This window comes from Staphylococcus sp. HMSC035D11, from assembly GCF_001836075.1.
In the GTDB taxonomy this organism is placed as follows: Bacteria; Bacillota; Bacilli; order Staphylococcales; family Staphylococcaceae; genus Staphylococcus; species Staphylococcus hominis.
The window spans coordinates 1-21,836 of the sequence record NZ_KV827204.1 but is presented as its reverse complement, the minus strand read 5'-3'; the positions used below and the strand labels follow the sequence as shown (position 1 = coordinate 21,836).

Sequence of the window (21,836 nt, the reverse complement as noted above, 5' to 3'; positions counted from 1 at the left end):
GAGGTAGGCTCCTTGATTGATGTAAATAATTTCCATTATATGAAAATCGGTTTAGCCTCACCTGAAAAAATCCGTTCTTGGTCATATGGTGAAGTGAAAAAACCAGAAACAATTAACTATCGTACTTTGAAACCTGAGAAAGATGGTCTTTTCTGTGAAAGAATTTTTGGACCTACAAAAGACTGGGAGTGTAGTTGTGGTAAGTACAAACGTGTACGCTACAAAGGCATGGTTTGTGACCGTTGTGGTGTAGAAGTCACAAAATCTAAAGTTCGTCGTGAAAGAATGGGTCATATTGAATTAGCAGCACCTGTTTCTCACATTTGGTACTTTAAAGGTATCCCAAGTCGTATGGGTCTTTTATTAGATATGTCTCCAAGATCATTAGAAGAAGTTATTTATTTTGCTTCTTATGTGGTTGTAGATCCAGGTCCAACTGGATTAGAGAAAAAATCATTATTATCTGAAGCTGAATTCAGAGAATATTATGATAAATACCCAGGTCAATTTGTAGCAAAAATGGGTGCAGAAGGTATTAAAGACCTATTAGAAGAAATTGACTTAGATGAAGAATTAAAAGCATTACGTGATGAATTAGAATCAGCAACTGGACAAAGATTAACACGTGCAATTAAACGTTTAGAAGTTGTGGAATCATTTAGAAATTCTGGAAATAATCCTTCATGGATGATTTTAGATGTACTACCAATTATTCCACCAGAAATTCGTCCTATGGTTCAATTAGATGGTGGACGTTTTGCAACAAGTGATTTAAATGATTTATATCGTCGTGTTATTAACCGTAATAATCGTTTGAAACGTTTATTAGATCTTGGTGCTCCTGGTATTATCGTTCAAAACGAAAAACGTATGTTACAAGAAGCAGTAGATGCACTAATCGATAATGGTCGTCGTGGTCGTCCAGTAACTGGTCCAGGTAATAGACCATTGAAATCTTTATCACATATGTTAAAAGGTAAACAAGGTCGTTTCCGTCAAAACTTACTTGGTAAACGTGTTGACTACTCAGGTCGTTCAGTTATCGCGGTAGGACCAAACTTAAAAATGTATCAATGTGGTCTTCCAAAAGAAATGGCACTTGAATTATTTAAACCTTTCGTCATGAAAGAATTAGTTCAACGTGAAATCGCAACAAACATTAAAAATGCGAAAAGTAAAATTGAACGCATGGATGATGAAGTATGGGATGTATTAGAAGATGTCATTAAAGAACACCCAGTATTACTTAACCGTGCGCCAACGCTTCACAGATTAGGTATTCAAGCTTTCGAACCTACTTTAGTAGAAGGACGTGCAATCCGTTTACATCCACTTGTAACAACAGCTTATAACGCTGACTTTGATGGTGACCAAATGGCGGTCCACGTACCATTATCTAAAGAAGCACAAGCTGAAGCACGTATGTTAATGTTAGCGGCACAAAATATCTTGAACCCTAAAGATGGTAAACCAGTTGTTACACCATCACAAGATATGGTATTAGGTAACTATTACTTAACTTTAGAACGTAAAGATGCTGTAAATACTGGTATAATCTTTAATGATACAAATGAAGTACTTAAAGCATATGCAAATGGTTATGTTCATCTACACACTCGTATAGGTTTACATGCGCGTTCACTTAATAACCCTACATTTACAGAAGAACAAAATAATAAAATTTTAGCTACTTCTGTAGGTAAAGTGATCTTTAATGAAATCATTCCAGATTCATTTGCATATATTAATGAGCCTACTCAAGAAAACTTAGAAGATAAAACACCTGATAAATATTTTGTTGATCCAACACAATTAGGTGAAGGTGGTCTTAAAGCTTACTTCGAAGAGCAAGAACTTACTGCACCTTTCAACAAAAAATTCTTAGGTAATATTATTGCTGAAGTATTTAACAGATTTAGCATCACAGATACATCAATGATGCTTGACCGCATGAAAGATTTAGGATTCAAGTTCTCATCTAAAGCTGGTATTACAGTTGGTGTATCTGATATCGTAGTACTTCCAGATAAACAACAAATTTTAGATGAACACGAAAAATTAGTAGAACGTGTATCTAAACAATTTAATCGTGGTTTAATCACTGAAGATGAACGTTACAATGCAGTTGTTGAAATTTGGACAGATGCCAAAGATCAAATTCAAGGCGAATTAATGCAATCACTTGAAAAAACAAACCCAATCTTTATGATGAGTGACTCAGGTGCCCGTGGTAACGCATCTAACTTCACACAATTAGCCGGAATGCGTGGATTAATGGCTGCGCCATCAGGTAAAATTATTGAGTTACCAATTACTTCATCATTCCGTGAAGGTTTAACAGTATTAGAATACTTCATCTCAACTCATGGTGCGCGTAAAGGTCTTGCCGATACAGCACTTAAAACAGCCGATTCAGGTTATCTTACTCGTCGTCTTGTTGATGTTGCACAAGATGTTATCGTTCGTGAAGAAGATTGTGGTACGGACCGTGGTTTATTAGTTTCTGATATTAAAGAAGGTACAGAAATGATTGAACCATTTATCGAACGTATTGAAGGCCGTTATTCTAAAGAAACAATTCGTCATCCTGAAACGGATGAAATCATTATTCGTCCTGATGAATTAATCACACCTGAAATTGCTAAGAAAATTACAGATGCAGGTATTGAAAAAATGTATATCCGTTCAGCATTTACATGTAATACTCGTCATGGTGTATGTGAAAAATGTTACGGTAAAAACCTTGCTACAGGTGAAAAAGTTGAAGTAGGTGAAGCAGTTGGTACTATTGCCGCTCAATCAATTGGTGAGCCTGGTACCCAACTTACAATGCGTACTTTCCATACAGGTGGGGTAGCAGGAAGCGATATCACTCAAGGTCTTCCACGTATCCAAGAGATCTTTGAAGCACGTAACCCTAAAGGTCAAGCGGTAATTACTGAAATCGAAGGTGTCGTTGAAGATATTAAATTAGCAAAAGATCGTCAACAAGAAATTGTGATTAAAGGTGCTAATGAAACAAGATCTTATCTTGCTTCAGGTACTTCAAGAATTAAAGTAGAAATTGGCCAATCAGTAGAACGTGGAGAAGTATTAACTGAAGGTTCTATTGAACCTAAGAACTTCTTAGCTGTTGCTGGTTTAAACGCGACTGAAAGCTACTTACTTAAAGAAGTGCAAAAAGTTTATCGTATGCAAGGTGTAGAAATTGATGATAAACACGTTGAAGTAATGGTTAGACAAATGTTACGTAAAGTAAGAATTATTGAAGCTGGTGACACTAAACTTCTACCAGGTTCATTAGTAGATATTCATAACTTTACTGATGCAAATAGAGAAGCGTTTAAAGAACGTAAACGCCCAGCTACTGCAAAACCAGTATTACTTGGTATTACTAAAGCATCTCTTGAAACAGAAAGCTTCTTATCTGCGGCTTCATTCCAAGAAACTACTCGTGTACTTACTGATGCTGCTATTAAAGGTAAACGCGATGACTTACTTGGACTTAAAGAGAATGTTATTATCGGTAAACTTATCCCAGCTGGTACAGGTATGAGACGTTATAGTGACGTTAAATACGATAAAGTGGGTACTCCAGTTGCTGAAGCTGACGAAGCAGAAGTGACTGAGTAATTAATGTGAAAGTAACTTGGAACTTTAATTTGTTCCAAGTTCTTTTCTTTTAATATTTACAGAAAATGATAAAAAATGTTGACTAATTATTATATAAAGTGTTATTATTGTAAAGGTTGATGCAAGCAGAACTTTGGAGGATATTTAATGTCTAATGAAAAAGTTGCACGCTTTAACAAACAACATTTTGTAGTTGGTCTTAAACAAACGTTAAAAGCGTTGAAAAAAGATCAAGTTGCATCATTGATTATTGCTAAAGATGTTGAGATATACTTATTAGCTCAAGTATTTAGCCAAATCAATCATAAAAGCATACCGATTACTTATTTCGAAAGCAAATCGACTTTAGGAAAAGCAGTAGGTATTAATGTTAATGCGACAATTGTTGCGTTATTGAATGAGAATTAGTAAGTTTTTACACTTACTAAATTTTATTTAACCTAAAAATGAACCACCTGGATGTGTGGAATTAAAAAATGAAGAGAGGAGGACATTCAATGCCAACTATTAATCAATTAGTACGTAAACCTAGACAAAGTAAATCTAAAAAATCAGATTCACCAGCGTTAAACAGAGGTTTCAATAGTAAAAAGAAACAATTTACTAACTTAAACTCACCTCAAAAACGTGGTGTTTGTACTCGTGTAGGTACAATGACACCTAAAAAACCTAACTCAGCGTTACGTAAATACGCTCGTGTGCGTTTATCAAACAACATTGAAATCAACGCATACATTCCTGGTATCGGCCATAACTTACAAGAACACAGTGTTGTACTTGTACGTGGTGGACGTGTAAAAGACTTACCTGGTGTGCGTTACCATATTGTACGTGGTGCACTTGATACTTCAGGTGTAGACGGACGTAGACAAGGACGTTCATTATACGGAACTAAAAAACCTAAAAATTAAGTTTAAGATTGTGTAAATTTTACTATCAATTTTTAAGAATATATTATAATAGGAAGGGAGGACTTTATAATGCCTCGTAAAGGATCAGTACCTAAAAGAGACGTATTACCAGATCCAATTCATAACTCTAAGTTAGTTACAAAATTAATTAACAAAATTATGTTAGATGGTAAACGCGGAACAGCACAAAGAATTCTTTATTCTGCATTTGACCTTGTAGAACAACGCAGTGGTCGTGATGCTTTAGAAGTATTCGAAGAAGCTATTAACAACATTATGCCAGTATTAGAAGTAAAAGCGCGTCGTGTAGGTGGTTCAAACTACCAAGTACCTGTTGAGGTGCGCCCAGAACGTCGTACAACTTTAGGATTACGTTGGTTAGTAAACTACGCTCGTCTTCGTGGTGAAAAAACTATGGAAGATCGTTTAGCTAACGAAATCTTAGATGCTGCTAATAATACAGGTGGTGCAGTCAAAAAACGTGAGGACACTCACAAAATGGCTGAAGCGAACAAAGCATTCGCTCACTATCGTTGGTAAGATTGAAGCTTTAACCCTGAGTGTGTTCCGTCATATTGGTTTACCAAGTAAAATGGTTCATGCTTAGGGCATCGCCATATTCTATAGTACTTATTCAGTAATAACTGGAAGGAGAAAAACAATGGCTAGAGACTTTTCTTTGAAAAACACTCGTAATATCGGTATCATGGCTCACATCGATGCTGGTAAAACTACAACGACTGAACGTATTCTTTATTATACAGGTCGTATCCACAAAATTGGTGAAACACATGAAGGTGCTTCACAAATGGACTGGATGGAACAAGAACAAGATCGTGGTATTACAATCACATCAGCTGCAACAACAGCTTCTTGGAAAGACCACCGTGTTAACATTATCGATACACCAGGACACGTAGACTTCACTGTAGAAGTTGAACGTTCATTACGTGTACTTGACGGTGCGGTTACTGTACTTGATGCTCAATCAGGTGTAGAACCTCAAACTGAAACTGTTTGGCGTCAAGCTACTACTTATGGTGTTCCTCGTATTGTATTTGTTAACAAAATGGATAAACTTGGTGCAAACTTTGAGTATTCAGTAAGTACATTACATGATCGCTTACAAGCAAATGCAGCACCTATCCAATTACCAATTGGTGCCGAAGATGAATTTGAAGCAATCATTGACTTAGTTGAAATGAAATGTTTCAAATATACAAATGACTTAGGTACAGAAATTGAAGAAATTGAAATTCCTGAAGATCACAAAGAAAGAGCTGAAGAAGCTCGTTCTAATTTAATCGAAGCAGTTGCAGAAACTAGCGACGAATTAATGGAAAAATATCTTGGTGACGAAGAAATTTCAGTAGCTGAATTAAAAAATGCTATCCGTCAAGCAACTACTGACGTAGAATTCTACCCAGTACTTTGTGGTACAGCATTCAAAAACAAAGGTGTTCAATTAATGCTTAATGCAGTAATTGATTACTTACCATCACCATTAGATGTTAAACCTATCGTAGGTCATCGTGCTGAAAATCCTGATGAAGAAGTCATTGCAAAAGCTGACGATAATGCTGAATTCGCAGCGTTAGCTTTCAAAGTTATGACTGACCCTTATGTTGGTAAATTAACTTTCTTCCGTGTATATTCAGGTACGTTAACATCTGGTTCATACGTTAAAAACTCAACAAAAGATAAACGTGAACGTGTAGGTCGTTTATTACAAATGCATGCGAACTCTCGTCAAGAAATTGACACTGTTTACTCAGGAGATATCGCTGCAGCTGTAGGTCTTAAAGAAACAGGTACTGGTGACACTTTATGTGGTGAGAAAAATGACATTATCTTGGAATCAATGGAATTCCCAGAACCAGTTATTCACTTATCAGTAGAACCTAAGTCTAAAGCTGACCAAGATAAAATGACTCAAGCTTTAGTTAAATTACAAGAAGAAGACCCTACTTTCCATGCACATACTGACGAAGAAACTGGACAAGTTATCATCGGTGGTATGGGTGAGTTACACTTAGATATCTTAGTAGACCGTATGAAAAAAGAATTCAACGTTGAATGTAACGTAGGTGCACCAATGGTTTCATATCGTGAAACATTTAAACAATCTGCTCAAGTTCAAGGTAAATTCTCTCGTCAATCAGGTGGTCGTGGACAATATGGTGATGTTCATATTGAATTCACTCCAAATGAAACTGGCGCAGGTTTCGAATTCGAAAACGCTATCGTTGGTGGTGTAGTTCCTCGTGAATACATTCCATCAGTTGAAGCTGGTCTTAAAGATGCTATGGAAAACGGTGTATTAGCTGGTTATCCATTAATTGATGTTAAAGCTAAATTATTTGATGGTTCATACCATGATGTCGATTCATCAGAAATGGCCTTCAAAATTGCTGCATCATTAGCACTTAAAGAAGCTGCTAAAAAATGTGATCCAGTTATCTTAGAACCAATGATGAAAGTTACAATCGAAATGCCTGAAGAATACATGGGCGATATCATGGGTGACGTAACAGCTCGTCGTGGACGTGTTGATGGTATGGAACCACGTGGTAATGCACAAGTTGTTAACGCTTATGTACCACTTTCAGAAATGTTTGGTTATGCAACTTCATTACGTTCTAACACTCAAGGTCGCGGTACTTACACTATGTACTTTGACCATTATGCAGAAGTTCCAAAATCAATTGCTGAAGAAATCATCAAAAAAATAAAGGTGAATAATATAACTTGTTTTAACTAGTAAATCTAGGTAAAATACAGCTTGAGCTTATTAATTAAGCATTCATCTTTATGAATTGATTTTTTATCCAAAATGCATTATAAAAGAACTATGAATTCTTTTTAGAACAATCATTATGTCTCATGATAGTGAGTAACTATCATGAGAGATAATATTGAAATAACTTTAACTAGAATAGGAGAGATTTAATAATGGCAAAAGAAAAATTTGATCGCTCAAAAGAACATGCCAATATTGGTACTATCGGTCACGTTGACCATGGTAAAACTACTTTAACAGCTGCTATCGCAACTGTATTAGCTAAAAATGGTGACACTGTAGCACAATCATATGACATGATTGACAACGCTCCAGAAGAAAAAGAACGTGGTATTACAATCAATACTGCACACATCGAATATCAAACTGACAAACGTCACTATGCTCACGTTGACTGCCCAGGACACGCTGACTATGTTAAAAACATGATCACTGGTGCTGCTCAAATGGACGGCGGTATCTTAGTAGTATCTGCTGCTGACGGTCCAATGCCACAAACTCGTGAACACATTCTTTTATCACGTAACGTTGGTGTACCAGCATTAGTAGTATTCTTAAACAAAGTTGACATGGTTGACGATGAAGAATTATTAGAATTAGTTGAAATGGAAGTACGTGACTTATTATCTGAATACGACTTCCCAGGTGACGACGTACCTGTAATCGCTGGTTCAGCTTTAAAAGCTTTAGAAGGCGATGCTCAATACGAAGAAAAAATCTTAGAATTAATGCAAGCAGTTGATGATTACATTCCAACTCCAGAACGTGACTCTGATAAACCATTCATGATGCCAGTTGAGGACGTATTCTCAATCACTGGTCGTGGTACTGTTGCTACAGGCCGTGTTGAACGTGGTCAAATCAAAGTTGGTGAAGAAGTTGAAATTATTGGTATCAAAGATACTTCTAAAACAACTGTTACTGGTGTAGAAATGTTCCGTAAATTATTAGACTACGCTGAAGCTGGTGACAACATCGGTGCTTTATTACGTGGTGTTGCTCGTGAAGATGTACAACGTGGTCAAGTATTAGCTGCTCCAGGTTCAATCACACCTCACACAAAATTCAAAGCAGACGTATATGTTTTATCAAAAGATGAAGGTGGACGTCATACTCCATTCTTCACTAACTATCGTCCACAATTCTATTTCCGTACTACTGACGTAACTGGTGTTGTTAACTTACCAGAAGGTACTGAAATGGTAATGCCTGGCGACAACGTTGAAATGACAGTAGAATTAATCGCTCCTATCGCGATTGAAGACGGTACTCGTTTCTCAATCCGTGAAGGTGGACGTACTGTAGGATCAGGCGTTGTAACTGAAATCTTCGAATAATTTATTATTTGATATAGAAGACTCCCTTATTGGGAGTCTTTTTTTATTTGAAAATAAGACTTAAGTTCACTGTGCTTTTATTTAGTAAAAAATATTAATAAAACAGCCCATAGATAAATACTATCTATAAGCTGTTTTAATCGTTTATATTCTAAGATTTACGATACATATTTAACAATGAATTAAAAAACGCTTTCAAGTTCTAAGATTTTAAGAAATTCACTTGCAGCATATTTAAATGCTGCTTCATCAATATCAAAATGCGGATTGTGATGTGGGGCTGTAATACTTTTATCAGCATTGCCACATCCAGTTAAGAAAAATGCACCAGGTCGGACTTTTAGATAGTGTGAAAAGTCTTCACCAATCATCATCAATTCTGATTTATTAAAACGTAAATGTAAATCATTTGCCGCTTGTTTAACTGTTTCATAAGCTTCTTCATGATTATGAACTGGTAAATACCCTCTAATATATTCCATGTCATAAGTGATATCATTCGCTAATGCAAGACCTTGTAATAACTTATCCATTTTCTCTTGAACATGAGCTTGCAGTTTTGTATCAAAGGTACGTACTGTCCCTTTACAAAATGCTGAATCTGGAATAACACTATCAGAAGAACCTGCTTGTACCATACCAAAGGTTAATACTGCTTCTTTTACAGGATCAATGGTACGAGAAATGATTTTTTGAGCACTTAGTATAAACTCAGCCATAATTACAATTGGATCAATTGTTTCATGAGGTTTAGCCCCATGTCCTCCTTTACCTTTAATGGTAATCGAGAATTCATCTGGAGAAGCCATGATTGCACCTGGTCTTGAATAAATTGTACCAGTAGGATAGCCACTCCAAAGATGAGTACCATAAATTTTATCAACATCGTTTAAACAGCCATCATCAATCATTTCTTGAGAGCCACCTGGCATAATCTCTTCACCATATTGAAAAATAAATACAACATTTCCTTTTAATAAGTGACGATGTTCGTGAACAATTTCAGCAACACCTAATAAAATAGCAGTATGACCATCGTGACCACATGCATGCATAAAACCATCGTTTTTAGATTTATATGGAACGTCGTTTAATTCTTGGACTGGTAATGCATCGAAGTCTGCACGAAATGCAATAGTTGGACCATTTTCTTTCCCTTTAAAAGTTGCCTTGATACCATTTCGTCCTACAGGTGACACAATCTCACAGTCTAAATGACTTAACTGATTGAGAATGTAGTTATGTGTCCACGTTTCTTCAAAAGAAGGCTCTGGATATTGATGCATATAACGACGCATTTGAATCATTCTATTTTCTTTTTCACTGGCTAATTGAAACCAATCAAACACATTGACCACTTCTTCCTAATTATTATGAACTTTAGTATAACAAATTCTACTAAAACTCAGTAGTCACTCATTGTAATTTTAATAAAAGACACACTATCAAATATTATATGATGAATCAATAACAAAAGAGAAATGATGAGGCACATGGTTCAGTTGTGATAGATAAAGGCGCAGGAATAGTAAAACATTTAGGCTTACAAGACAAAATTGATTTCCAAAGCGGTATATTATCTAAAGCTATCGATGTCGTAGGTGATGATGTCGCACGCACTAAAAAATGTTAGATCAAGCATTTAAAGTATTAAAAGTTAGAAAAGGGTTAAATATTATTAAATAAATATTTAATTAATTTGAGTCATCTATTAGTTTTAATGTATAAATGGATTGTTTTTCATTTTTAGTGGTACACTAATTGTAAAAAAGAGGTGTATACATGCTTGAATTAAGAAAACTAGAGTATAAAGATAAAGAAAATTTAATTCGATATTTACAATATTGGTATGATAACAATGAGAAAATTATTCCATCTAATATTGATGTCGCACATTATCAATCTTTTGAACAAATGGTAGAACAATTGAATCATCCACCCGTAAATATGAATGCCGTTCCTTCTACAACATTATTTTATTTTAAAAATGATGATATTGTTGGTGCAGTAAATATTCGTCATAAACTTAATGATAAATTAAAAAATATCGGAGGACATGTAGGCTATGGCGTCGCCAAACCATACAGAGGAAATGGTTATGCTTCAAGCATGTTAGAAGAAGCACTAAATAGACTAAATAAAATGGGGATACATAAAGTATTAATGACATGTAATCCTTATAATTATGCTTCACAAAAAGTAATAAAAAAACATGGAGGATATGAAATTAATTCGTACATTAAAAAAAACGGCCAGCCAGTAAGTCGATTTGAAATTCTAAATGATGGAAGGTGAAACTGTGAAAGATTTAAAAGTCGTATATGCACTCATACAAAATCAAGAAAGAAAAGTATTACTTGTTAATAATACAGATGGCGGGGGGTGGTCATTACCAGGAGGAAAGGTAGAAAAGGGAGAAACACTAGTTGAAGCTTTGAAACGTGAAGTAATGGAAGAAACAGGTCTTAATGCTAAGATTGGAGATATTGTAAGTATTAATGAAGGTAAATCCACTCAAATGAATGTACATACATTATTTATTATGTTTAAAGCTACAATTCAAAATGAAGTCATAGATATACAAATGAAAGATGAAATTTCAGAAACAAAATGGATGACCATCGAAGAAGCAGACCAAAAACTTACATATTATAATCACAGTTTAAAAGTATTTTTAGATAATAAAGCTACCTATTATAATGAAGGTGTTATAGATTGAAAAACAGGTATTACAACAATCATTTATAGTAAGATATAAAAAAATCACTTTTCTCATAAGAAAAGTGATGGGTGTCAAAAGTTTATAAATAGTTTCATAGTGTTATGAAATCGCAAGGCACTTTACTATGTAAACTGTACCTTTCATTTATAATATAAAGATATCATCAATTGTATATCATCACAATAATAAGTTAATAAAATCTATAAAAAATATTAATATTCAATTGATTAGAACATATAATAATTAAATGGATGATTGCTACTTCTAATCTATTGTTTAACAATATCCAAACAGTGGAGGTCTATGAAATGCTCGTTTTAAATGAACAGGATCAACAAAACTTATTAGATATGAAAGAAGTGATTGAAGAAGTCGGTCACGCGTTACAGGTGTTTTCAGAAGGAAAAACTGAAACGCCATTACGTTATGTATTACCTTTTAATAAAGAAAATAGATATTTAGTGATGCCAGCTTTATCAGACGAATTAAATATTGTCGATATTAAAACAGTCACTTTCGCCCCTAATAATCCTAAACTAGATAAAAAAACAATTACAGGATCCGTATTGCTGAGTGATTATGATACAGGAGAAACCCTTGCTGTACTTGATGGTAGTTATTTAACTAAGATTCGTACGGGCGCCATTTCAGGTGTAGCTACAAAATATTTAGCACGTGAAGATGCAAAAACATTGTGTGTGATTGGCGCTGGAGATCAAGCTGAGGGGCTCATTGCAGCAATATTAGCAGTGAGAGATATTGAAATGCTTCATATCTCGAGTCGTACAAGAGCTAAAGCTGAAACATTGGCTGAATTTGTGAAACAAACGTATCACGTGTCAACAAAAGTCTTCGATGAAGCAGATCAAGCTATGGAAAACGCAGATATTGTTGTGACAGCTACAAATTCAAATAAACCGGTGTATTCTCATTCATTACATCCCGGTGTTCATTTAAATGCAGTAGGTTCATTTAAACCTGAAATGCAAGAACTCCCTTCAGAAACGATGTTGATTGCTAATAAAATAGTTGTTGAATCTACAGAAGCAGCAATGGAAGAAACAGGTGATTTAAAAGTACCATTAGAAGAAGGTATCATTACTGAGCAATCACTACATGGTGAATTAGGAGATATTGTAAGTGGAAAAATATCTGGACGTGATGATGAAGAAGAAGTGACAGTATTTAAATCAGTAGGTTTAGCTATTGTAGATATAGTGGTGGCACAATACTTTTATAAAAAAGCTCAACAAACTAATTAACCACATACTGTATAAAAAAATAGATACCGTATCAGTGATAACGTAGCCATGGCTGATACGGTATTTTTATTGTATAAAGAAAATCAATAAGAGTGATACAAAATATTTCTTCATATTCGCCTCCTTTTAAAAATAATTAACAAATAAAACGTAAGTTAAATCAAATAATTTATTAGAAGAATAAAATTATCACTTTAACGTACAATCTAATGATATATGTAAGCATTTTTATAATATAGTAAATCGAAGAATATGGGGAATTCTAAAAAGACACTATTAGGATATATAAAACAAAGGGAGAAATGACAATGAAGAGAATTGTAATTACAGGAGCACTAGGCCAAATAGGAACTGAATTGGTACTAAAATGTAGACAATTATATGGAAAAAATAATGTATTAGCCACTGATATTAGTGAGCCAGAACTACATTCATTGATTAGTGATAGCCCATTTGAATTACTTGATGTAACAGATCGTGACGCAATGATGGCTGTAGTAGAAGACTTTAAAGCAGATACACTTATGCATATGGCTGCATTACTTTCTGCAACAGCTGAAAAAAATCCTTTGCAGGCTTGGGATTTAAATATGGGTGGGTTAATAAATGCTTTAGAAACTGCAAGAATGTATGACTTACATTTCTTTATGCCAAGTTCAATTGGGGTATTTGGTGCGTCTACACCTAAGAAAAACACATCTCAAAATACGATTCAACAACCGACAACAATGTACGGGATAAATAAAGTTGCAGGTGAATTATTATGCCAATATTACTTTAAAAATTTTGGTGTCGACACACGTAGTGTAAGATTTCCAGGGCTCATTTCACATGTCAAAGAGCCAGGTGGAGGTACTACAGATTACGCAGTAGAAATATATTTCGAAGCGGTTAGACATGGTCACTACACGAGCTATATCGCTAAAAATACGTATATGGATATGATGTATATGGATGATGCCATTGATGCGATTATTCAACTTATGGAAGCGGATAGTAAGAAACTTGTAACACGCAATGGTTATAATTTAAGCGCAATGAGTCTTGAACCTGAGATGATTAAGAAAGAAATTCAGAAATATATTCCAGAATTCACCTTAGATTATGATGTCGATCCAGTAAGACAAACGATTGCAGATACATGGCCAGATAATATTGATACCAGTTATTCTCGAAAAGAATGGGGCTTTAATCCAAAGTATCATTTGGCTAAAATGACAGAAACAATGATACGAACGATTAAAGAAAAGACATAAGTTCATAATTAAAAAGGTGCCTTTGGAATTTGACTCTCTTTTAAAGAATAAAAAAAGAAAAGGGTTTCATTTTTTATTTTGTTTGAATTTTTAGAAAATTTATTGAATAGACTATCTGAGATTGCTATAATTTATATTAAATCTTATTCATGAAATATATTAGGAGGCTTCAACATGTCAGAAAAAGTTAAATTTGAACAACGTGACACACTTAAAGAAAAACCAGAAGGAAATCTTGGATTTGGGCAATATTTTACTGACTATATGTTAAGTGTAGATTATGATGAAGAAAAAGGCGGTTGGCAAGAATTAAAAATTATTCCTTATGCACCGTTTGAAATTTCTCCAGCAGCACAAAGTTTACACTATGGTCAAGCTGTATTTGAAGGTTTAAAAGCATATAAACATAATGGTGAGGTCGTATTATTCCGTCCAGATCAAAACTTCAAACGTATCAATGATTCATTAGCGCGTTTAGAAATGCCTAAAGTAGATGAAGAATTATTATTAGATGGTTTGAAACAACTTGTTGATATCGAACGTGATTGGGTACCAGAAGGCGAGGGCCAATCTTTATATATTCGTCCATTCGTATTCGCTACAGAAGGAATTTTAGGTGTTCGTGCTTCTAAAAAATATAAATTATTAATTATCTTATCTCCATCAGGTGCTTACTACGGCGGTGATACATTAAAATCAACAAAAATTTATGTTGAAGATGAATATGTACGTGCAGTTCGTGGGGGGGTAGGTTTTGCTAAAGTAGCAGGTAACTATGCAGCAAGTTTATTAGCACAAACGAATGCGAATAACTTAGGATATGATCAAGTATTATGGTTGGACGGCGTTGAACAAAAATATGTTGAAGAAGTAGGTAGTATGAACATTTTCTTCGTTGAAAATGGCAAATTAGTAACACCTGCGTTAAATGGTAGTATTTTACCTGGTATTACACGTAAATCAATTATCGAATTAGCAAAAGAATTAGGCTATGAAGTCGAAGAACGTAAAGTATCTATTGATGAATTATTCGAAGCTTACGATAAAGGTGAATTAACAGAAGTATTTGGTTCTGGTACGGCAGCAGTCATCTCTCCAGTAGGTACATTAAAATATGAAGATAGAGAAATTGTGATTAATAATAACGAACCTGGAGAAATCACTAAAAAATTATATGACACATACACTGGCATCCAAAGTGGTAAATTAGAAGATAAACATGGCTGGAGAGTCATTGTGCCGGAATATAAATAACTTATAAAAACAAGCTGGAAACGTTATGACTACGTGGTTTCTAGCTTGTTATTTTTCATTTTAGATCAACTTTTGGGAGCACATCAAAAAGTTGGTTGCCTTCTTTTTTGCATAAAGAAACCACTCTTAACATAGCTTATGTCGAACTAAGTAAGAGTGGTGACGTAAAATAAATAAGGAGCAAAATATTATAACAAAATATTCTGCCATTTAAATTATACCCTTTATAAATAAAGATAAACATTTTAATAATTTTAACAATTAATTATATTTAAATATAAAAATTATTATTTTTTTATTTAAGTAATATAGATAATTAAATTTTATTATGTAATAATAAGTAATGAGATTACCTAAAAGACAACTCTTGACTTAGTGTTTTTCTTCTATTACAAATACCATATACCTAATACCATTATTACTTAGGTAATCTCAACATTTGAAATTCATTTAAATGATATAGATCTTTAGGGGCGTAAAGCCCTTTTTTTGATAATCTTAGAGTATTAATACGATATATATTTGATTCAAGTATAATCAAGATACCAATAATAAAACAAAGTAAATTGAAAAAGTGGAAAGACATCATTTAAAGTTGTCTTTCCACTTTTTTGAGAATAGAAAATATAAGGAATTAGATATTTAAATAATGTGAAGAAATAAAATTAATGAGATACCCCATTAATGCTAATATACCGAGTGATACAAATAGTGCAGAAAACCCTCGGCTAATTGTTTTATAAGCGAGTCCTTCATTTTGTGCTAAGAAGAAACTAAATATAAATAATCCAATTCCGATTCCGAATAAAATAAAAATAACGATTAACATGAATATATCCTTTCATTTTTAGTAATGATATGATGAATATCATTGTTAAAATTACTCAATAGCATATTACAAAGATATTTTATAGAATTTTATATTTTTTTAGTGAAGATTATAATCACCGTATTATCTATTAATTAAACCACTTATAGATATAAAAGCAATAAGGCAAATTTTTTATTATTTTTCAATACATCTTTTTTATTTTTTTGGAATTTGATGAATAATTTGGACTTCTACGCAACATTTAATATGGAATAATAGGGAAATCAAGACACTTTAGCATGAATCATATCAACTTAGGCAGAAATCTCCTATAAATTAAAATATATACTAAACTATTAGTTGTAAACATATTTAAGGAGATGAAAACCATGTTAGATATCTTTAATTTCATTAAAAAAGTATATGATTTAGTAAGTGGTATTCTTGTAAATGGTGAACCGAGAAATTAATTGTTTCCCCCTAATCGAATTGAATATATATTTTCATTAAATACTATTAAAGCACGCTTTTTATTTAAATATAGTTACTAAATAAGAAGCGTGTTTCTTAATATATAATTTAAATTATAACGAATTAACATTGAGATACATTAAATAAGAGGTGATGATAATACTGAAACATCAAATATTAAAACATTTATTACAGAATGCAAAAACTGTGGAAAAGTAGAATTTTTTAATATAGCACCTGTAAGGTTATAAATATATAATGAAATGGAATGTTGACACGTATCAACTTGTTGTAGACAATAAAAATGAAGCGATGTATGATATTCTTAGAGACTATTCCCTTACACATAGTCTCATTCCCGTTGAGGCATAGTAATGCCAACGTTATTCAAAACTAGTTTTATATATTCTTAGTTGAGTCATACCTAGAGAGGTATGGCTTTTTTTATAAACGTATGCTAAGCAGTTCTTTTACTATACTTAAAAGAACAATGTATATTACAATGAAATACAAAATAAGGAGTGTATATATAAATGGAATGGATATTATTTGATAAAGATGGTACATTAATTGAATTTGATCATAGTTGGGAAAAAATTGGCGTACGCCTGGTAAATAGTTTCCTGGACACATTTCCTGTAGCGAATAAAGAAGCAACGCTTCGCAAACTAGGCGTTGTTAAAGATACGATTCGTCCGGATTCTGTTATGGGTTCAGGATCGTTAGATGAAATTGTTCATGCATTTAATGACGAATCAGGTAAAGATGTTTCTAAATGGACGCGTGATACAAGTCAAACATTAATAGATAGCCGTGAACCAGAAAACAACTGGATAGATGGCGTTTATGATATGATTCAATCATTACGACATGAAGGCTATAAAATTGGTATTGTGACTAGTGACTCTGAAAAAGGGGTGACACAATTTTTAGAAGAAACACATTCTAAAGATGCGTTTGATTTAGTCATTTCTACTGAAGCGCATGCGGCTGAAAAACCCAATCCTGAAGTACTGAAGCCACTTTTTGATCATTATGATGTTAAACCGGAAGATGTAGCCATTGTAGGTGACACAAATAATGATATGAAGACTAAAGTGAATGCAAAGTTAGGTTTAGCCATTGGTGTATTAAGTGGTATCGCAAAAAAAGAGGAACTTGTGGATGCTGATTACGTGATTGAAACAGCTGTGAGTGTACCAGAAGTATTAAAAAAATATACACAAAATAATTAAACACAAAGAGATTAAAGTATCATTTATAACATATTGGCAGCCAAGGACTGAATTAAAAATGTGTTTATACGAAGTTTTTTAATTCTAGTCCTTCTTGCCTAAGTGAGACAGTAAATTCTGTCTCTTTTTTTTATCGATGATCTACATTTCGATATGTTTGAATAATATGTGCAATTTTGTCGATAATTGGATCTAAAGAGTCGGGATTTTCATGAATATCATATTCATTAATATTCACTCTTACTACGGGACAAGCATTAAAATTGTTAATCCAATTTTCATAGTGTTTAAATAACTTTTTCCAATATGCCGGATCAGTATTCATTTCCATATCGCGGCCACGTTGATGAATACGATCAATTACTTCATCATAATCACAATCTAAATAAATTAAAACATCTGGTTTAGGGAAATAGGGTGTCATAACCATTGCTTCAAATAACTCTGAGTAAGTTTTAAAATCTTCTTTACTCATTGTTCCTTGTTCTTCATGCATTTTTGCGAAAATATCAACATCTTCATAAATAGAACGATCTTGTATAAAGCCTCCCCCGTATTCAAACATGCGTTTTTGTTCTTTAAAACGTTCAGCTAAAAAATAAATTTGCAGATGGAAACTCCAACGTTCAAAATCATTATAGAATTTATCTAAGTAGGGGTTATGGTCCACATTTTCAAAGGAAGTTCTGAAATTGAGTTTATCAGCAAGCGCTTGAGTTAATGTAGATTTTCCTACGCCTACCGTTCCAGCAATTGTAATAATTGCATTTTGAGGAATACCATAATTATTCATATTTTATATCTCCTATCATGGGTTTAATTTGGTTTAAAATCAATTGATAATCTGATTCATTTTGCACAAAATCTAAATCAGAAGTGTCGATTAAAATCACATTAGCACCTTCGTTTTTTAATGTTTCATAAAATGATAAATAATCCTTTTTTAAATTAAGTAAGTAGCTATCTTCAATTTGATGTTCAAAGCTACGGTTACGTTTAGCAATGCGACGTTTCAGTACATCTAAATCAGCATCTAAAAAGATAATCATATTAGGTAATTCAAGATCTTCAGTTAAAATATTGAAAATACGATTGAATTTATCAAATTCTGATTCGTTAAGTGTATTGTGCGCAAAGATTTTATTTTTATAAATGTGGTAATCACTCACCACACCTTGATTAATTTTTGCAATATCTTGTGCTTGCTTATAACGATTACAAAGGAAGAACATTTCAGTTTGAAAACTCCATTTTGAAATATCATCATAAAAATCAGAAAGAAAGGGGTTTTCATTAATGATTTCATTTTCTTCATAATAATTAAAAGTTTGGCTGATTTTATGAGTAAGAGACGATTTGCCAACGCCAATCGGACCTTCTATTGCAATAAATGGTTTGTTCATAATTACATCTCCAAATGTTAAAATAGACAATGAGTATTTTATCATAAGTAAGGGATGACACATATGACAAATGATGAATTTTACATGAAATGTGCAATTGAAGAAGCGAAAAAAGCTGGACAACTTGGTGAAGTTCCTATTGGAGCAGTGATCGTTAAAGATAACGACATTATTTCACGTGCCCATAATTTAAGAGAAACCCTGCAACAGCCTACTGCTCATGCTGAACACTTAGCAATAGAACGGGCAGCTAAAGTCATAGGAAGTTGGCGTTTAGAAGATTGTACATTATATGTCACATTAGAACCTTGTGTCATGTGTGCTGGAACGGTTGTAATGAGTCGTATACCACGAGTTGTATATGGCGCGATGGATCCTAAAGGAGGATGCAGTGGTAGTTTAATGGATTTACTACAACAACCACAATTTAATCATCGTGCAATTGTTGAACAGGGTGTGTTAGAAGAAGCGTGTAGCAATTTATTGAGACAATTTTTCCGTGATTTAAGAGCTAAAAAAGTTAAAAGAAACACATCACCGTACAAAAGATGATAAATTTGTTAAAATAGGAGCGGTAAAACAAATTTAAATTTTGTAATTGTGTTCACTGAATATGTATGTTCTAAAATATAATAGCTGTAAGTTTAGCTAATGAAATGAGGTAACGGCATGATTAAACTGATTGCAACAGATATGGATGGGACACTGTTAAATGCAGCACATGAAATTTCAGAAGAAAATATTAACGCGATTAAATATGCTCAATCAAAAGGGATTACAGTAGTCATTGCAACGGGTCGTGCGTTTTATGAAGCAAGCACGCCTATGGCTGAAACAGATTTAAAAGTCCCTTATATTTGTTTAAATGGTGCAGAAATACGTGATGAATCATTCAATATTATGAATACCTCTCATTTAAATCATGAATTAGTAGAACGAATTAAAGCGGTTCTTGATCGAGAAGACGTGTACTACCAAGTGTATACGAATAGAGGGATTTATACAGAAGATCCAACACGTGATTTAGATATCTATTTAGATATTGCAAGAAATGCAGGCCAACAAGGTGATGTTGAAAAGATTAAAGCAGGGATTCAAAAACGTATAGATAACGGTACACTCAAAATTGTCGATAATTACAAGGATATTGAAGATATTCCGGGCGAACTGATAATGAAAGTACTGGCGTTTAATCCAGATCTTGAAAAAATTGAACGTATTGGAAAAGAATTATCGGCCATATCAAGTCTTGCTGTTTCATCATCATCACGTGGTAATTTAGAAATTACGCATTCAGATGCTCAAAAAGGAATTGCATTAGAAACTATTGCTAATCAACTTCATATTGACTTACAAGATGTCATGGCGTTAGGTGATAATTTAAACGATGTATCCATGCTTGAACGCGTAGGCTATCCTGTTGCGATGGACAATGCGATGCCCGAAGTGAAAGCTATAGCTAAATTGGTTACAGATACCAATGAACATAGTGGTGTAGGTAAAGCAATTATGAAAGTTTTAACTGAAGAGAAATAAATAATATTTAAGAGGTGTTAGAATAAAATGAAAGGATTTATCGTAGTAGGAAGTGCACAAGTAGGTTCACATACCAACGCACTAGCTAAATATTTAACAGGACAATTCGATAATCATGATGTCGACGTAGATATTTTTGATTTAGCTGAAAGACCATTAAATCAACTTGATTTTTCAGGAACAACACATTCAACAGAGGAAATTAAAGCGAATACAAAAGAGTTCCAAGACAAAGCAATGGAAGCGGATTTCCTAATTTTTGGTACGCCAAATTATCATGGTTCATACTCAGGAATTTTAAAAAATGCGTTAGATCACATTAATATGGATTATGTCAAAATGAAACCAGTGGGCTTAATTGGTAACAGTGGCGGTATCGTAAGTTCAGAACCACTTTCACATTTACGTGTTATTGTTCGTAGTTTATTAGGTATTGCTGTACCTACACAAATTGCAACACACGATTCGGACTATGCAAAATTAGAAGACGGTACATTGTATTTAAATGACGAAGAATTCCAATTACGCGCAAAACTATTTGTCGATCAAATTGTATCATTTGTCAATAATAGTCCGTACGAACATTTAAAATAAATTATAATAATGTTAAAAAACACATTTATAAAGGAAGAAACGAGTTTAAAGAGCGACGTATGTTGCTCTTTTTTTATTTAACGAGAAAGATTATATATCATTTGTAGCTAATTATCACTTGTTCAATTGAATTGACTTAAAAAGATTAAAGGTACCTATCTATTGTAGGACCTAATATTTATTTTTTTATTGTAAAATTTTTTAAAAGTATTGTGTTAAATGGTAAAATACATTATCCTGGAAGTGTATTTACATATAATATTATGTGTATTTTACATTTTAAAGTGTAAATAATTTATTTATTAGGGGGTAAATATGAGTAAAAGAAGACAAGGTCCTATTAACAAGAGATTGGATTTTATTTCGAATAAGTTAAATAAGTACTCCATAAGAAAATTCACTGTAGGAACAGCTTCAATATTAGTTGGTGCTACATTGATTTTTGGTCACGCTGACAATGAGGCAAAAGCAGCTGAAGAAAATCATATGGAAAATACTTCTCTAAATAGTATAGAGAATGATAACGACAAAAATAATCAAAAAATTGACTCATCTAATGAAACTGCTACAACATCAACAGAAGAAAATACAGAAGATGTAACAACAAAAGA

20 protein-coding genes and 1 pseudogene are annotated in these 21,836 nt (G+C 33.3%); 17 read left to right on the top strand and 4 right to left on the bottom strand.

Annotation, left to right across the window (positions count from 1 at the left end; genetic code table 11):
* The first annotated feature begins 39 nt into the window (after positions 1 to 39).
* The 6 genes from rpoC (at position 40) to tuf (ending at position 8,681) form a co-directional block, all read left to right on the top strand.
* The gene (gene rpoC / locus HMPREF2647_RS00125) at positions 40 to 3,633 is read left to right on the top strand and encodes a DNA-directed RNA polymerase subunit beta' (protein ID WP_161795359.1); all 3,594 of its coding nucleotides are present in this window, start codon (positions 40 to 42) and stop codon (positions 3,631 to 3,633) included.
* Between the two features lie 147 nt (positions 3,634 to 3,780).
* A complete protein-coding gene (locus HMPREF2647_RS00120; RefSeq protein WP_070859263.1) occupies positions 3,781 to 4,041 on the top strand; it encodes a ribosomal L7Ae/L30e/S12e/Gadd45 family protein in 261 nt (86 codons plus the stop codon).
* 89 nt (positions 4,042 to 4,130) lie between these two features.
* Positions 4,131 to 4,544 (top strand): 30S ribosomal protein S12, encoded by a 414-nt coding sequence (gene rpsL / locus HMPREF2647_RS00115; RefSeq protein ID WP_016931318.1) that lies wholly within the window; start codon positions 4,131 to 4,133, stop codon positions 4,542 to 4,544.
* Between the two features lie 69 nt (positions 4,545 to 4,613).
* Positions 4,614 to 5,084 carry a 30S ribosomal protein S7 gene (rpsG, locus tag HMPREF2647_RS00110; RefSeq protein ID WP_001137495.1) on the top strand — a complete coding sequence of 157 codons (471 nt, stop codon included), beginning with the start codon at positions 4,614 to 4,616 and terminating at the stop codon, positions 5,082 to 5,084.
* Positions 5,085 to 5,205: 121 nt separating this feature from the next.
* On the top strand, positions 5,206 to 7,305 hold the full coding sequence (gene fusA, locus HMPREF2647_RS00105; protein ID WP_070859261.1) for an elongation factor G: 2,100 nt from the start codon (positions 5,206 to 5,208) through the stop codon (positions 7,303 to 7,305).
* Between the two features lie 191 nt (positions 7,306 to 7,496).
* Positions 7,497 to 8,681, top strand: coding sequence for an elongation factor Tu (gene tuf, locus HMPREF2647_RS00100; RefSeq protein WP_049434289.1), 1,185 nt, complete (start codon positions 7,497 to 7,499; stop codon positions 8,679 to 8,681).
* Positions 8,682 to 8,863: 182 nt separating this feature from the next.
* Here the strand turns inward: tuf and HMPREF2647_RS00095 are convergent, their stop codons facing one another.
* Entirely contained in the window at positions 8,864 to 10,030 is a 1,167-nt protein-coding gene (locus HMPREF2647_RS00095) for a M20 family metallopeptidase (protein ID WP_049434287.1), read from the bottom strand.
* Between the two features lie 134 nt (positions 10,031 to 10,164).
* Between HMPREF2647_RS00095 and HMPREF2647_RS00090 the strand changes: the two are divergent.
* The 6 genes and pseudogenes from HMPREF2647_RS00090 to HMPREF2647_RS00065 all read left to right on the top strand — a co-directional run.
* Positions 10,165 to 10,308, top strand: a pseudogene (locus HMPREF2647_RS00090) (8-amino-7-oxononanoate synthase); the annotation flags it as partial.
* A 155-nt stretch (positions 10,309 to 10,463) separates the two neighbouring features.
* Positions 10,464 to 10,976, top strand: coding sequence for a GNAT family N-acetyltransferase (locus tag HMPREF2647_RS00085; protein WP_049415747.1), 513 nt, complete (start codon positions 10,464 to 10,466; stop codon positions 10,974 to 10,976).
* Positions 10,977 to 10,980: 4 nt separating this feature from the next.
* A complete protein-coding gene (locus HMPREF2647_RS00080) occupies positions 10,981 to 11,400 on the top strand; it encodes an NUDIX hydrolase (RefSeq protein WP_048761979.1) in 420 nt (139 codons plus the stop codon).
* Positions 11,401 to 11,711: 311 nt separating this feature from the next.
* Positions 11,712 to 12,665, top strand: coding sequence for an ornithine cyclodeaminase family protein (locus HMPREF2647_RS00075; protein WP_070859259.1), 954 nt, complete (start codon positions 11,712 to 11,714; stop codon positions 12,663 to 12,665).
* 308 nt (positions 12,666 to 12,973) lie between these two features.
* Entirely contained in the window at positions 12,974 to 13,921 is a 948-nt protein-coding gene (locus HMPREF2647_RS00070; RefSeq protein WP_049419853.1) for an NAD-dependent epimerase/dehydratase family protein, read from the top strand.
* 174 nt (positions 13,922 to 14,095) lie between these two features.
* Complete coding sequence (locus HMPREF2647_RS00065; protein WP_049413884.1) at positions 14,096 to 15,175, top strand: branched-chain amino acid aminotransferase; 1,080 nt, start codon at positions 14,096 to 14,098, stop codon at positions 15,173 to 15,175.
* Positions 15,176 to 15,809: 634 nt separating this feature from the next.
* Here HMPREF2647_RS00065 and HMPREF2647_RS00060 read toward each other — a convergent pair.
* Positions 15,810 to 16,004, bottom strand: coding sequence for a hypothetical protein (locus HMPREF2647_RS00060; protein WP_002449037.1), 195 nt, complete (start codon positions 16,002 to 16,004; stop codon positions 15,810 to 15,812).
* Positions 16,005 to 16,990: 986 nt separating this feature from the next.
* Between HMPREF2647_RS00060 and HMPREF2647_RS00055 the strand changes: the two genes are divergently transcribed.
* A complete protein-coding gene (locus tag HMPREF2647_RS00055) occupies positions 16,991 to 17,692 on the top strand; it encodes an HAD family hydrolase (protein ID WP_049415740.1) in 702 nt (233 codons plus the stop codon).
* A gap of 130 nt (positions 17,693 to 17,822) precedes the next feature.
* Here HMPREF2647_RS00055 and HMPREF2647_RS00050 read toward each other — a convergent pair whose 3' ends face one another.
* A complete protein-coding gene (locus HMPREF2647_RS00050) occupies positions 17,823 to 18,485 on the bottom strand; it encodes a deoxynucleoside kinase (RefSeq protein ID WP_049415736.1) in 663 nt (220 codons plus the stop codon).
* Positions 18,478 to 19,095, bottom strand: a complete 618-nt coding sequence (locus HMPREF2647_RS00045; RefSeq protein WP_070859258.1) for a deoxynucleoside kinase — start codon at positions 19,093 to 19,095, stop codon at positions 18,478 to 18,480. The genes HMPREF2647_RS00050 and HMPREF2647_RS00045 overlap by 8 nt, the downstream gene beginning before the upstream one ends.
* A 63-nt stretch (positions 19,096 to 19,158) precedes the next feature.
* Here HMPREF2647_RS00045 and tadA point away from each other — a divergent pair, with 63 nt between their 5' ends.
* From tadA to HMPREF2647_RS11110, 4 genes are all read left to right on the top strand, one after another.
* The gene (gene tadA, locus HMPREF2647_RS00040) at positions 19,159 to 19,647 is read left to right on the top strand and encodes a tRNA adenosine(34) deaminase TadA (RefSeq protein WP_049415730.1); all 489 of its coding nucleotides are present in this window, start codon (positions 19,159 to 19,161) and stop codon (positions 19,645 to 19,647) included.
* A 117-nt stretch (positions 19,648 to 19,764) separates the two neighbouring features.
* The gene (locus HMPREF2647_RS00035; protein ID WP_049415729.1) at positions 19,765 to 20,631 is read left to right on the top strand and encodes an HAD family hydrolase; all 867 of its coding nucleotides are present in this window, start codon (positions 19,765 to 19,767) and stop codon (positions 20,629 to 20,631) included.
* 27 nt (positions 20,632 to 20,658) lie between these two features.
* Positions 20,659 to 21,225, top strand: coding sequence for an NADPH-dependent FMN reductase (locus tag HMPREF2647_RS00030; protein WP_070859257.1), 567 nt, complete (start codon positions 20,659 to 20,661; stop codon positions 21,223 to 21,225).
* A gap of 315 nt (positions 21,226 to 21,540) precedes the next feature.
* Positions 21,541 to 21,836: YSIRK-type signal peptide-containing protein (locus tag HMPREF2647_RS11110; protein WP_083277827.1), on the top strand; the 296-nt coding region annotated here is incomplete at its 3' end.